General features: G+C 65.4%; 12 protein-coding genes and 1 riboswitch. Of the genes, 6 read left to right on the top strand and 6 right to left on the bottom strand.

Annotation, left to right across the window (positions count from 1 at the left end; translation table 11 throughout):
• Nucleotides 1-96 precede the first annotated feature (96 nt).
• The 3 genes from CUJ89_RS31755 to CUJ89_RS31745 all read right to left on the bottom strand — a co-directional run bounded on the left by CUJ89_RS31755 (nucleotide 97) and on the right by CUJ89_RS31745 (nucleotide 2,824).
• Nucleotides 97-1,275 carry a chromate transporter gene (locus CUJ89_RS31755; RefSeq protein WP_114181182.1) on the bottom strand — a complete coding sequence of 393 codons (1,179 nt, stop codon included), beginning with the start codon at nucleotides 1,273-1,275 and terminating at the stop codon, nucleotides 97-99.
• A complete protein-coding gene (locus CUJ89_RS31750) occupies nucleotides 1,272-2,249 on the bottom strand; it encodes a chromate resistance protein ChrB domain-containing protein (protein WP_114181181.1) in 978 nt (325 codons plus the stop codon). Before CUJ89_RS31750 ends, CUJ89_RS31755 begins: the two co-directional genes overlap by 4 nt.
• 158 nt (nucleotides 2,250-2,407) lie before the next feature.
• Complete coding sequence (locus CUJ89_RS31745; protein ID WP_114181180.1) at nucleotides 2,408-2,824, bottom strand: hypothetical protein; 417 nt, start codon at nucleotides 2,822-2,824, stop codon at nucleotides 2,408-2,410.
• A gap of 184 nt (nucleotides 2,825-3,008) precedes the next feature.
• Nucleotides 3,009-3,189: riboswitch (yybP-ykoY riboswitch) on the top strand.
• Nucleotides 3,190-3,246: 57 nt separating this feature from the next.
• On the opposite strand from CUJ89_RS31745, the gene CUJ89_RS31740 reads away from it, so the two are divergent.
• The 6 genes from CUJ89_RS31740 (at nucleotide 3,247) to CUJ89_RS31715 (ending at nucleotide 9,818) form a co-directional block, all read left to right on the top strand.
• Nucleotides 3,247-4,245: a sodium:calcium antiporter gene (locus CUJ89_RS31740; RefSeq protein ID WP_114181179.1), complete on the top strand. Its 999-nt coding sequence runs from the start codon at nucleotides 3,247-3,249 to the stop codon at nucleotides 4,243-4,245.
• A 170-nt stretch (nucleotides 4,246-4,415) separates the two neighbouring features.
• Entirely contained in the window at nucleotides 4,416-4,691 is a 276-nt protein-coding gene (locus CUJ89_RS31735) for a metal/formaldehyde-sensitive transcriptional repressor (RefSeq protein WP_114181178.1), read from the top strand.
• Nucleotides 4,692-4,703: 12 nt separating this feature from the next.
• Complete coding sequence (gene dmeF / locus CUJ89_RS31730; RefSeq protein WP_114181177.1) at nucleotides 4,704-5,996, top strand: CDF family Co(II)/Ni(II) efflux transporter DmeF; 1,293 nt, start codon at nucleotides 4,704-4,706, stop codon at nucleotides 5,994-5,996.
• 2 nt (nucleotides 5,997-5,998) lie between these two features.
• Nucleotides 5,999-6,184: a DUF1289 domain-containing protein gene (locus CUJ89_RS31725; protein WP_201752353.1), complete on the top strand. Its 186-nt coding sequence runs from the start codon at nucleotides 5,999-6,001 to the stop codon at nucleotides 6,182-6,184.
• A 521-nt stretch (nucleotides 6,185-6,705) separates the two neighbouring features.
• Nucleotides 6,706-8,643, top strand: coding sequence for an SMP-30/gluconolactonase/LRE family protein (locus tag CUJ89_RS31720; RefSeq protein ID WP_114181176.1), 1,938 nt, complete (start codon nucleotides 6,706-6,708; stop codon nucleotides 8,641-8,643).
• Between the two features lie 317 nt (nucleotides 8,644-8,960).
• A complete protein-coding gene (locus tag CUJ89_RS31715) occupies nucleotides 8,961-9,818 on the top strand; it encodes a peptidyl-prolyl cis-trans isomerase (protein ID WP_114181175.1) in 858 nt (285 codons plus the stop codon).
• Between the two features lie 22 nt (nucleotides 9,819-9,840).
• Here the strand turns inward: CUJ89_RS31715 and CUJ89_RS31710 are convergent, their stop codons facing one another.
• The 3 genes from CUJ89_RS31710 to CUJ89_RS31700 all read right to left on the bottom strand — a co-directional run bounded on the left by CUJ89_RS31710 (nucleotide 9,841) and on the right by CUJ89_RS31700 (nucleotide 12,389).
• On the bottom strand, nucleotides 9,841-10,278 hold the full coding sequence (locus tag CUJ89_RS31710) for a GNAT family N-acetyltransferase (protein ID WP_114181174.1): 438 nt from the start codon (nucleotides 10,276-10,278) through the stop codon (nucleotides 9,841-9,843).
• Nucleotides 10,279-10,323: 45 nt separating this feature from the next.
• Nucleotides 10,324-11,280 (bottom strand): hypothetical protein, encoded by a 957-nt coding sequence (locus CUJ89_RS31705; protein ID WP_114181173.1) that lies wholly within the window; start codon nucleotides 11,278-11,280, stop codon nucleotides 10,324-10,326.
• Between the two features lie 134 nt (nucleotides 11,281-11,414).
• The gene (locus CUJ89_RS31700; RefSeq protein WP_114181172.1) at nucleotides 11,415-12,389 is read right to left on the bottom strand and encodes an amidohydrolase family protein; all 975 of its coding nucleotides are present in this window, start codon (nucleotides 12,387-12,389) and stop codon (nucleotides 11,415-11,417) included.
• Nucleotide 12,390: the final 1 nt, after the last annotated feature.

The raw sequence follows: 12,390 nt of genomic DNA, 5'->3' as shown, positions 1-12,390 counted from the left end.
GTGATCGTGCGTGCCCTTTGCCGCCGGCTTGCCGGCGGCGTTTCATTTCTGCGGCGCCCGTGGCGGACCCGCGCGCCCGCGAACTGCGACTTCGGATCAGTGATGGAGCAACGGGTAGGCCACCAGCCCGAGGAACGCCGCAGCGGTCACGATCACCGGCTCCTGCAGCTTCTTGAAGCGCCAGAGCAGCACGACCGTCACGACCGCGACCGTGGCGGTCGGCATGTCGACGATCGAACGCCTCGCGATGACGAGCACGGAGCCCGTGATCGCACCGACGGCCGCCGCCGTGATGCCGTCGACGAATGCCTTGACGCCCGGCAGGTGGCCGTACTTCTTGACGTACGGTGCGGGTATGACGGTGAACAGGTAGCAGGGTAGAAACGTGCCGAGCGCGGCGACGAGTGCGCCCGGGAAGCCCGCTACCAGATACCCGATGAAGCCGACGGTGATCACGACCGGCCCCGGCGTGATCATCGCGACTGCGACGGCGTCGACGAACTGCTTGTCGTTGAGCCAGTGATGCTCGGTGACGACGCCGCCATACAGGAACGGCACGATCGCGAGCCCGGAGCCGAACACGAATGCGCCGGCCTTCGTGAAGAACACGCCGATCTGGACGAGTTGCGGCATGTCGATGCTGCTCAGCAGGCCGCTGGCCGCCGGCAGGTTGGCGGCAGCCACCGCGTTCAGTCCTCCCTTGTGCAGCCATTTGGGCGGCGCGCGCCACAGCCAGCCGATCAGCCCGGCGACGATGAACAGCCACGCGATTTCCGACTCCGTGATGAAGGTCACGGCCGCGAGCGTCAGGAAGATGGCCCACAGGAGCTTGTCGTGGCCGACGGTCTTCGTCGTGAGCTTGTACGCGCTCATCGCGATGATGCCGACCACCGCGGCGCCGACGCCGTAGAACACCGCCTGCATCCACGACAGCCCGCCGAAGTGCGCGTACGCGAAGCCGAGCGCGAGCACCATCAGGAACGACGGCAACACGAACGCGAAACCGACGAGCGTCGCGCCGAGGAGCCGGTAATGCACAAAGCCGAGGTAGATCGCGAGCTGGGCGGCCATCGGTCCCGGCGCGAGCTGGGCGAGCGTGAGCCCTTCCTTGTAGTCCGCTTCGGTGATCCAGCCGCGGCGCTCGACCAGGTCGCGGCGCATGTAGCCCGCGAGCGCGACCGGCCCGCCGAATCCGAACGTGCCGAGACGCAGCATGTAGCCGACCAGCTTGCCCAGCGCGTAAGTCGGTTCGGCCGTGGCGATACCGGCAGTCATGAACGTGCCCCGCTCTCGTTGGTTCCGTTCGACGCGAAGTGCGCATACAGCGCATCGAGCACTGCGCTCATCTGCTCAAGCAGTTGATCGTCGTTTTCCGTGCGCTGGCGCGTGCCGGCCATCACTGCCTCGAAGCCGACCGCCTCCGGCGCGGCGGGGCCGCCGACGTCGAGCGCGTGCACGATCTCGCCGAGCCGCGTCAACGCCGGATCCTGGTCGAGCCCGAAACTCGCGAGCAGTACCTCGAACGTCACACGCTCGCCGACGTGGGTAAAGTTCGCTCCGTCGAAATCGAAGCCCAACGCATCGGCCGGGCAGTCCGCCGGCGACGCGAGCCAGACGAAGCGGGCACGCGCATCGATGAAACGACGAATCACCCACGCGCTCGCGACGCGGTCGACCCACATGCGCTGTCGCGTCGCCCAGGTGCGACCCTGATACGCGTCGATCGCGAGCGGCCGGATCTCGCGGTCCGCGGCGTGCGGTTCGCCCGGCGACAGCACGGTGTCGACCAGCGTCACGAAATCCTGCAGCGCGACTTTCGCGCGGGTTGCCGAGTCGCCGGGGAAATAGTCGATTGCATGGAGCGTGTCGAAATCCTTGCGCAGGCGGCGCAGCATGCGGGTCAGTTCCGTGGCGGACTGCCCGGCCAGTGTCTTGCGCGCGTCGGCGAGGGCGCGGGCAAAGGTCGCGTAGTCCTCGTCGCGATTGAAGAGCGCACGGAATTCCTGTTCCTGCGATGCGTCGAGGCTCGGTGCGCGCAGCAGATGGGCTGTCCCGCCGCTTTCCGCGATGGCGTCCGCGAGTTCGCGCAACATGGTTTCGCGTTCGTTCGTGTATGGAAGCAGGTAGATGCCGTCGCGCAGCACCGCGCAGCCCTTCGCCTTGAGCGCGCGCCAGAACCGCATGCGGGCCGTCGCGTTTTCCGTCGGCAGGGTCAGAACGAGAAGCGACCACGTCGAAAGGGTATCCATGTAGATAAAGCTACGTGGATGTCGCTATCTCTACAAGTTAACTTTGGGGCGCTTATCTGATCGTGTCGACCCGGTTGCCCGCATTCGACGACCGATCACCGGCGGGATGGATGGCCAAATCGGTGCTTCGAGTGCTCGTCCGGGGCGCCCCGCCAGGCTCACGGTGTCACGGCGAGTACCGTGTGCATGCCTGCCTCGTAGTGCCCGGGCTTGTTGCAAATCAGGACGTAGTGCCCGGGAGTGAGCTTGAATGACGCGTATTTGCGCTTGCCCGGTGCGATATCCTCGACTTCCCCGATCTTGGTCAGCTTGTGCTCGACCACTTGTCCCTTGCTCACGGGCAGCGCGTCATCGGAGAGATTCGTTTTGAGCACGACGAGTTCGTGCTCCATGTTGTTGTTCGCGGCATTCGCGACGTCGAGTTTGATGCGGCCGGCCTTCACGTGATGCGTCTCGAGCTGAATCCCGTTCGACATCAGCGTCGCCTTGACGGTCTGCTGTGCCCAACCGGCATTCGATGTTGCGCCGAGCCCGGCCACGCCGACGAGAGCGGCGATTCGATACCAGCTACCCATGGCTGCCTCCATTAGCGTTGAAACGCGGTGCGCGCCCGATAGACGGCATGAACGTCTCCAGCGGACGGCGGCACATGCAGTAAACGCGGCACGCAGCGAGATATTCCCGAGATCGGCCCGCCAACGGATTCGCCCCCGTAAACGCCGGCACGCTAGCCTATCGACGCGATAGCCGGCTATAATTCCGCCCGTCTTAGGGGAGTAGTCTGCTTTGCCGTCCCTCGGCAAAGCGCCGCCGTCAACATAATTGGCACCCAATGCCATGGCGTCGGCAGCCGTTTCACCACGGCCTGGCGAGACCTTTGACGCATCCCTTCCACCCGAGCCGGGCGAAGGGTTGCGTCATTGGTTTTGGCGGCCCGGCTCGTGGAGAACTGCAAAATGCTGTTGGTACCCCGCCTCCTCGTTCAGGAGCGACAGTCATGATCCTGACTTTCGCTCTGCTCATCGCCGCTGCCGGCATCATCTATTTCTCGTGCGAAACGTTCGTCAATGGCGTTGAGTGGCTTGGCCAGAAACTCAATCTGACGCAGACGGCGACCGGCACCATTCTCGCTGCGTTCGGCACCGCCCTGCCGGAGAGCGTCGTCACGCTGGTGGCCGTTGCATTCGGCAGTTCGCCCGCCCAGAAGGAAATCGGCGTGGGCGCGGCAATCGGCGGCCCGCTCGCGCTGAGCACGGTTGCTTATGCGGTCGTCGGCATTGCGTTGTTGGCCACTGCGCGTCGTGTCGGCAAAGTGCGGGCCGGCGCAATCGACGCCGATACGAAACGCCTTCGTCGCGACCAGCTCTGGTTTCTTGCGATCTTCGTCGTGAAGATCGGGCTGGGCCTCGTCCTGTTCAGCTTCAAGCCCTTGCTTGGCCTTGCGTTTCTCGCGGCCTATGCGGTGTATTGCTGGAAGGAGTTGTCCGCCTCCGGCGATGGCGACGAACACGGAGAACTCGAACCCCTGAAACTCCGCCCGCGCGATGCGAATCCCACGATGTTCTGGGTCGCGTTGCAAGTGACCGGCGCGCTCGTGGTGATCTTCGCGGCCTCCCATCTGTTCGTCCGCCAGATCGAAGCCGTCGGCCCGTGGCTCGGACTGAGCCCGCAGCTCACCGCGTTGCTGTTCAGCCCGATCGCGACCGAACTGCCGGAAATCATGAACGCGGTGATCTGGGTGCGGCAGGGCAAGGAGCGGCTCGCGCTGGCCAACATCAGTGGTGCGATGATGATCCAGGCGACGATCCCGACGGCATTCGGTTTGTTCTTCACGCCGTGGCATCTGGCCACCCCGTCGATTCTCGCCGCGTGCGTGACGGCAGCGGCCATCGTGTTCCTGCAATGGTCGTTTCGTGCGAAGCAGGTCCTCAGCCGCCAGCTCGCACATGTCGGCTGGCTCTATGCGGTGTTTGCCGCACTGCTGTTCGTGGTTTGACGAGATTCGCGGCCGCATCGACTTCTGATGGCGGGTGCGGCCGCATCGCTTTCGACACGTTATCGAGACCGTTCCGGGTGCCTGCCTTGCACCGACCTGACATATACCCCTCCACCCTATATGGAGAACCCCTTCGGTATATACTCCCCCTCCCTATATGAGAGGTCGTCATGAGTCACACCGTCAGGGAAAAACAGAAGCTGCTGAATCGGGTACGTCGCATCAAGGGGCAGGTCGAGGCCATCGAGCGCGCACTCGAGGAGGAGCGGGGCTGCAACGAAGTCCTCCAGCTCATCACGAGCAGCCGCGGCGCAATGAACGGGCTGCTTGCGGTCGTTCTTGAAGATCACATCCGCAGCCATTTGGTCGACGCCGACGGTCCCGATGCCCATGAGGGCAGCGCGACCGAACAGCTGATCGAAGTCGTTCACAGCTACTTCAAGTAATCGGGTGCGGGGATGAGTGAATTCAAGAATGCGGCCTTCGGTGCCGGGCACGACCACATCTTTCTCGGCGCCGCGCACGAAGAGAACGAGCGCAAAACCTGGATCGTGATCGGGCTGTGCGCGGCAATGATGGTGGCCGAGATCGTCGGCGGGTCGATTTTCGGCTCGCTGGCGCTCATCGCGGACGGGCTGCACATGTCGACGCACGCGGGCGCGATGCTGATCGCTGCGCTCGCGTACACCTACGCGCGCCGGCATGCGACCGATCCGCGATTCGTGTTCGGTACGGGCAAGCTCGGCGACCTGGCCGGCTTCACGAGCGCCATCGTGCTCGCGATGATCGCGCTGCTGATCGGCTATGAAGCGGTCGCGCGTTTGCTCGCACCCGTTCCGATCCATTTCGGCGAGGCCATTCCGATTGCGGTTGTCGGCCTGCTCGTCAACATCGCGAGCGTCTGGTTGCTGAGCGGCGACCACCACGGGCACGGTCATGGGCATCATCATGGCCATCACCACGGGCATGGGCATGACGATCACGGTCATGACCACGACCACGAGGAGGAGACGCACAAGGTCTTCGATCAAAGCGGCGCGTTCTCCGTGTCGATTTTCGAAGACGGCGTGCCGCCGGTGTTCCGGATCGCACCTGCGATTGCCGGCGCGACGCTCGGCGACATCACGGCTGCATCGATCACGACGATCCGTCCGGACGGCGCGCGGCAGGCGTTCGCGATGAGCGTGCGCGGTGCGTGCCTGGAGTCGGTCGAGAACATCCCCGAGCCGCATGCATTCAGGGCCATTGTCCGGTTGAACGGGCGCGACCACGAACTGGCGTTCGAGGAGCACGACCATGGCGCGTCTGCGGCGGCGGCGCGCGATCACAACATCCGGTCGGCCTACGTCCACGTGATTGCCGACGCGGCAGTCTCCGTGCTGACGATCGTCGGGCTGGTGCTCGCGCGCGCGTTCGGCTGGCTCTGGATGGACCCGTTGGCCGGCATCATCGGCGCGCTGGTGATCGCGAACTGGTCATACGGATTGATGCGCGACACCGGCGGCATCCTGCTCGACATGCGTTCGGACCGTCGGCTGACGGACAACGTGCGCAGCACGATCGAAGGCGGTGGCGACACGATCAACGACCTGCACGTCTGGCGTCTCGGGCCGGGGCACATGAGCGCGGTCGTGTCGGTGGCGACGGACGACCCGAAGCGGGACTCGCGCTTCTATCACGGCCTGCTCCAGCGGTTCAAGGATCTGTCGCATGTCACCGTCGAAGTCGTGCCGACGACGAGGGGGCAATAAGCATGGCGGTCAAATCGCCTTGCATCGACGTGTGCTCGTTCGACGGCAGGACGGGCTACTGCGTCGCGTGCCTGCGCACGCGGGACGAAGCGCGCGGATGGAAGAAGATGACGGACCATCGACGTCACCAGATCGTGAATGACCGGTCACGGCGGCAGGTAAAACTGGCGCGGGAAACGCCGGACTGATCACGCTCGCGCGGCAACGCGTTGCCTGCCCGGCGGTAAATGATATTCGCCGGCCTGGATTCGAAATGGATTCAGGCCGGCGATTTATTTGATGCAAGGGCTCCGCATTGCATGCGGCGGGTTTTTCCGATTCGCCGGAAAGGGCGCTCGCAGTTTCAATATGTCGTCCTTGAACAAGCGGCGATATTCTCGTGGGTGAAAACCCGACTCTCCCCATTCCCGATCGAGCGTGTAAGTGAACATTCACTGTCGCCCAGCCGCGCCTGCCGTCAGGGCAAGTGGTCGCCACCGGCGCCGCGATTGACGCCGAGCCGGTGAAAAGCGCGACGGCGCGTGCGGTCCGCAATTTTTTTCGATTTATATAACGCTATTCTCGCCCTGCTCATTATCGAAGGCATGCCGCACGTAATACTGACTGCGCCAGATGATTCAGGGGAAGAATTTACGCATCGCGGATTTCAAGCCATCTGGCCGGCCGACCCGTCAGGTGAATGTTTGCACCATTCAGGAGAGCATCCGTCATGGTCGCTGGAAAACGTCGTATACAGGCTGCGCTTCTTGCCGCAGCGATCGCCGCGATCGCGCCGGCCGCGCACGCGGGCAACACCACCGACTGGATCGCGAACACGTACGGCACGCTTGCGGCTCACGTCGGCAACGTCGCGCGTTCGATGTGGGTCGCGCCCGAAGGCGTCATCTACACAGCCTCGATGTGGGACGAAGATGAAGGCGGTGTCGCGATCTACCAGAACGGCAAGAGCATCGGCTCGATCGGCACGCATTCCGAATTCCAGGGCAGCGCGATCACGGGCAACGCGACCTCGCTGTTCGTCGCGCTGCAGCCCGGCAAAACTTACGGCAGCGGCGCGGTCGGGCGGTACAACCGCGCCACGAAGTATCGCGACCGGGTCATCCAGGTCAGTGCGGCAACCAATCAGCCGCGCATCGACGTCGTCACCGGGCTCGCGACGGCCGGCTCGCTGCTCTATGCGAGCGACTTCTACGGCAATCGCGTGTGCGTGTTCACCACCGACGGCGTCTGGCAGCGGGACATCAGCGTATCGGGGCCGGGCGCGCTCGCGGTGGATGGCGCAGGCAACGTGTGGGTCGCGCAGAAGCGCGCGGGCTCGATCATCGGCTTCAGCCCGGCCGGCGCGCTGCTGAACACGATCCGGATGCCGGCCGGGTCGCAGCCGTCGGCACTGAATTTCGATGCGGCGGCCGGACAGCTCATGGTGGGCGACGAAGGCCCCGACATGAACATCAAGCGCTATACCGTGTCGGGCCGGCCCGCGCTGGCCGGCACGTTCGGCGTGCGCGGCGGCTATCTCGACACGACGACGGGCATCAAGGGGCAGGTGGGCGCGAAGCGCTTCACGCGCGTCGCCGGGATCGGCAAGGACACCGCCGGCAACCTCTATGTACTCAACAACCCATGGGGCGGCAGCTGGGATCTCGGCCGCAACGGCGCCACCGACATTCACGCGTACAGCAGCGCCGGCAGCCTGCGGTGGACGCTGCAGTCGCTGAACTTCGAAGGCATCGCCGCGCCGGACCCGGTCACGGACGGGGCGCTGTTCTATGGCGCCACGCATGTGTACAGCGGTAGCGCGGGCGGCACCTTTGTCGCGAACACGGTCGATCCGTTCACGTACCCGTCGGACCCGCGCATCAACATGAGCGACACGCAGCGCGACGAGCACTTCGGGCTGCTCACGTCCGTCGGCGCGAACCGGATCCTTGTCGCGGCGGGCCAGAACCCGCCGGTCTTCTACTTCTTCCATTTCAACGCGGCGAACGGCTATATCGCGATTCCGGACGGATCGATTCCGGGCCCCGCGTTCAACACGACGCAGCGCGTCACGAGCGGGTTCAGCATCGACAGCAAGGGCGGCGTGTGGGCCGGTCTCGACAAGACCGGCGCGATTTACCACTACCCGCTGACCGGTTTCGACGCGAGCGGCAAGCCGTCGTGGGGGCCGGGCGTCGCGACCCGCGTTCCCGCCAGCATCCAGCCGCTGACGCGCATCGTCTACCTCGCGGACAGCGACACGATGGTGCTCGCGCAGGGCGCCGTCGGGAGTAACGACTGGACATCGATCGGTACGCGCATCGAGGTGTATCACGGCTGGCTCGCGGGCAACACGACGAAGCCGAATCCGGTGATCACGCTGCCGCACAGCGGCGCGAAATCGATCGACGCGGCCGGCAACCATCTGTTCGTCGGCTACTGGTTCAGCAGCAGCGGGCCGCTCTGGCCGAACATCGATGCGTTCAACCTCACCACCGGCGCGCTCGACACCACGCTGGTCAACGCGAGCCCCGCGACCGTGGATACGAGCAGCGCGATCGATGCGATGTACAGCGTGCGCGCGTACCGCCGATCGAACGGCGAGTATGTGGTGACGAAGAACAACGTGAAGGGGAACAGCATTACCGTTTATCGTTGGACGCCTTGACGACGGTGCGGCCGCTTCGACCCGCGGCCGGACCCGCGAAGCCATAACCATATTCGAAGCATTTTCGCGGGATTGCCACGCTACGCGTTCGTGACGAACGGCGCGCGCAACGCGCGCCTCGCCGCCTTGGGCGGCTTTCCCCAACCTCCCGACGCGCAAACGCACTTCCGTGCACAATGACAGCGGCACGGGCAGAGGCTGCCTGTGCCTGCGACATTGAACCCGAATGACCGAACGGTTGCGCCGGCGTGTTGCCGCGCCGGCGAACTTGCGCGGCAGCCCCATGCCGCGTTTTTTGAGCTCGAAGCGACGAAACGATGAAGATGAAAACGACACCGAACCGCCTGTTGCTGATTGCCGCGCTGGCCGGCGTGCTGAGCGGTCCTGTTCACGCACAGACGGCGGCTGCGTCGCAGCCGTCCGGCGCGGCGGCAACCGTCGCGACCGTCAACGGCACGGCGATCACGAAGGCGGACGTCGATGCGGTGCTGCGCGCGTCGCGGCAACCCGACACGCCGCAGATCCGCGACGCGATCAAGCAGCAACTGATCACGCGCATGCTGGTTCAGCAGGCTGCCGAGAAGGCGAACTACGGTGACAAGCCCGAGGTCAAGGCGGCGATGCAGCAGGCGAAGGCGAATGCCGAGGTGCAACTGTACGTGCGCGACAACGTGAAGCCCGAGCCGGTGACCGACGAACAGGTCAAGGCGCGCTACGACGAACTCGTCGCCGCGCTCGGCAAGAACGAGTACAAGCCGCGCCTGATCATCGTCAAGGATCCGGTGGCGGCCGCGACCGTGCTGAGCGAGCTGAAATCGGGCAAATCGTTCGACGGGCTGGCGCGCCAGTACAGCATGGCGCCGAGCCGCGATACCGGCGGCGAGCTGCCGTGGGTGAGCTTCAACACGCCGGCGGTGGAAGGCAAGACGGGTGGGTTGCCGCTGCCGATCGCGCAGGCGCTCGCGAAGCTGCCGGTCGGCGCGGCGACGACGGACTCGATTCCGGTCGATGGCGTGCGGGCGATCGTGAAGCTGGATGCGAAGCGGCCGACGCAGGTGCCGGGCTTCGAGGCCGCGAAGCCGGTGCTTCAGCAGCAGCTGCAGGCGATCGCGGTCGAGAAGGCGAGTGCGCGGATGATCGGCAATTTGCTGAAGGACGCGAAGGTCACGCAATAGCGCGGCGTCGAAACGCCGGACGTCACGCGCGCCAGACGAGGCTCGCACTCGTGTCGGTTTCCGACGCGACGCGGAAGCCGAGCCGCTCGTAGAGCCGCCGCGCCGGATTGCCGTGCAGCACGCTGAGCGACACGGGCACGTTCTCGCGTGCGGCGTCGGTCAGCAGTTCGTGCAGCACGGCCTCGCCGATGCCCCGGCCCTGGCGGGCCGGGTGGATCTGGATCTGATGGATGTGCCATTCGCCGGCGAAGCGTGTGACCTTCAGCAAGCCGATTGCGTCGGCGCCTTCGCAGACGATCATCGCGTCGTCGAAGTTCGCGCGGATGCGCCGGTCGTGCGCTTCGTCGTCGGTCGGCGCGCCGACGCGTTGCAGGTGTTCGGTCATCGTGAGCCGACGGAGCGCTAGCAGGAACGGGAGGTCGGCCGGGGATGCGGTGCGCAGGCTGATGGCGGGGGGCATGGTGGGGATCGCTTAGGCTTCAGCTTTACGAACGCCGGAAGCGGGTCAAAGTCCGGGCAACGGGATCTGCCGCGCAGCCGGACGATGCTCGAGGACGTCCGTGACCTCGTATTCGGTCCTGGCCCCGTCGGCGGTCTGCCACTGCTGTACGCGAACATGGCAGACCAGTACGTCGCCCTTGCTGAAGCTGATCTGATTGTTGTCGACGCGTGTCAGGAAATTCGCATCGGTGATCGCGGCATGGATCGTGGACGCACCATCGTAGAGGCGCCACTTGTTGTCGTCCTTGAATGCGAGCGACACGATGGAGAACGCCATCTTGCGGCTTTCGTCGAGGATCAGCACGTCGGCTCGCTCGGGGACGTGAAACCACGCGATTTCGTCACGCGTGACCGTCTCGAATACTTCCGTGTCGGTGCCGGCCGAAAAAATCGTCACGCCTTCGCGCGCAAGGGGCGAGAGAACGCGTGCGGTCGCCTCCCTGACGCTTACGTCGCGGAGCAGCGTGAGGACGGACAGTTCGATCTCGAGCTTCTCGCCATCGACGTGAAGGACCGCCACGTGGTCTTGCATCTCGACACGCTGGATCTTGCGGCCGCGCAACCATTTGAGCACGGCGAACAGGCCCTTTCCGACCCTGGGGCCGGCGATCCCGAGCGCGGTCAGGATCGTGACGGCGTTGGCGAGCGCTGCGCCTTCGCTGCCGCCCAGCATGTCGCGCATTCGGCCGAGCAGAGAGGTGGCGAGCGTGAAGTCGATGCCGAAGCTGCCGGTCTTGAAGCTGCCGCGCACGTTCACCTGAGGCTGAACCTGGTCGTCGCAGAGCGCCTGGGTCGATGCCTCGAGCAAATCGCCGATGGCGAGCAGGGCGGGGGCGAGTTCGCGCACGTCCATTTCGGACGACTCGAGCGCCGGCCCGTCATAGGTGATTCGAAAGTGGCTCATGTCGGCCAGTGTACCGGCATCGGCAAAGCCGGCCTTGTTTCCATCGTGGTGGGTCATTCCGGTTTGCTGACTGAACAGGATGTCGACGCGCGAAGCGCAATGCTTTCGTATACCTTTCGAATTGCCCTGCGGTCAACCAGATAGGTACGATTCTGGCCGTCAGGCCTATGCGAGGATGGCCGACGAGCGTGTCATCCGTCGCAGCGAGGCGCGCGAGCCGGCCGGCACGGCTCGTCGAGCGCGATCCGGTAGACGCGGATCGCATTGTCATACCAGATCGCGCGGCGCGCCGCGTCGTCGAGGCTCGCCATCGCGCAGGCAAATGTGCGCAGCAGCGCGGGATACGACACGCGCAGGCCGGCCACCGGAAAATTGCTGGCGAACAGGCAGCGCTCCCAGCCGAATATCGCGATCGTGTCGCGGATGATCCGCGCGTTGTCCGCGTCGTTCCACACCGCATCGCGCAAGCCGAGTTCGGAGATTTTCACGACCACGCGCGGCGATTCGGCGAGCGCTTCCATGCCGCTGCGCCAGCGCGCGAGCCCCGCGTCCGAGCGATCCCACGGCAATCCAGCGTGTTCGAGCACGACGTCGACACCGGGCGCATCGGCGAGCAGCGCGGCCGCGTCGCCGAGATGCCAGAACGGCACGCGCAGATCCCAGCACAGGCCGTGCGCGGCGAGGCGTTCGAGCGCGGCCGGCCAGCGTGGATCGCGCAGCGTGCCCGGCCCGTCGATGGATGCATCCGGCGCCGACGCGGTGCGCGGCTTGAAGCGCACGCCGCGCACGCGCGGCCACGCGGCCTGTTCGGCGAGCCGTTCGTCCGCATCGCCGGCCAGCAGGTCGACCCACGCGACGACCGCCGACGGCAGCCCGTGCGCATCCGCGACCGCGTGCAGCCAGCGCGTTTCCGTCAGTGCCTCGTCGCGGGCGCGTTCGGCCTCGACGTGCACGCTGGCGACGATCGGCGCGCCTTGCGCCGCGTGCCGGAAATCGTCCACGCCGAAATCGCGGCACAGCGACGCGTAGTCGCCGAACATGAAGCGCGCCGGATCGTATTGCGCCTGCAGCCACGGATAGTGCGCGTCCGCATCGAGCCGCCACAGGTGGTGATGCGCGTCGACGAGCGCGTCCGGCATGCCGTCGGGCGGCGCTCCGTCGTGCATG

The sequence above is a fragment of the Burkholderia pyrrocinia genome (assembly GCF_003330765.1).
GTDB classification, from domain to species: Bacteria; Pseudomonadota; Gammaproteobacteria; order Burkholderiales; family Burkholderiaceae; genus Burkholderia; species Burkholderia pyrrocinia_B.
Note: the sequence above shows the minus strand (reverse complement) of the source record. Positions and strands in the feature narration are given on the sequence as shown.

What these genes read in the sequence shown, in the direction of transcription:
- CUJ89_RS31715 (WP_114181175.1), top strand. Translation starts at nt 8,961, where the DNA reads ATGAAGATGAAAACGACACCGAACCGCCTGTTGCTGATTGCCGCGCTG.
- CUJ89_RS31700 (WP_114181172.1), bottom strand. Translation starts at nt 12,389, where the DNA reads ATGCACGACGGAGCGCCGCCCGACGGCATGCCGGACGCGCTCGTCGAC.
- CUJ89_RS31740 (WP_114181179.1), top strand. Translation starts at nt 3,247, where the DNA reads ATGATCCTGACTTTCGCTCTGCTCATCGCCGCTGCCGGCATCATCTAT.
- CUJ89_RS31720 (WP_114181176.1), top strand. Translation starts at nt 6,706, where the DNA reads ATGGTCGCTGGAAAACGTCGTATACAGGCTGCGCTTCTTGCCGCAGCG.
- CUJ89_RS31710 (WP_114181174.1), bottom strand. Translation starts at nt 10,278, where the DNA reads ATGCCCCCCGCCATCAGCCTGCGCACCGCATCCCCGGCCGACCTCCCG.
- CUJ89_RS31725 (WP_201752353.1), top strand. Translation starts at nt 5,999, where the DNA reads ATGGCGGTCAAATCGCCTTGCATCGACGTGTGCTCGTTCGACGGCAGG.
- CUJ89_RS31755 (WP_114181182.1), bottom strand. Translation starts at nt 1,275, where the DNA reads ATGACTGCCGGTATCGCCACGGCCGAACCGACTTACGCGCTGGGCAAG.
- CUJ89_RS31705 (WP_114181173.1), bottom strand. Translation starts at nt 11,280, where the DNA reads ATGACCCACCACGATGGAAACAAGGCCGGCTTTGCCGATGCCGGTACA.
- CUJ89_RS31750 (WP_114181181.1), bottom strand. Translation starts at nt 2,249, where the DNA reads ATGGATACCCTTTCGACGTGGTCGCTTCTCGTTCTGACCCTGCCGACG.
- CUJ89_RS31745 (WP_114181180.1), bottom strand. Translation starts at nt 2,824, where the DNA reads ATGGGTAGCTGGTATCGAATCGCCGCTCTCGTCGGCGTGGCCGGGCTC.
- CUJ89_RS31735 (WP_114181178.1), top strand. Translation starts at nt 4,416, where the DNA reads ATGAGTCACACCGTCAGGGAAAAACAGAAGCTGCTGAATCGGGTACGT.
- dmeF (WP_114181177.1), top strand. Translation starts at nt 4,704, where the DNA reads ATGAGTGAATTCAAGAATGCGGCCTTCGGTGCCGGGCACGACCACATC.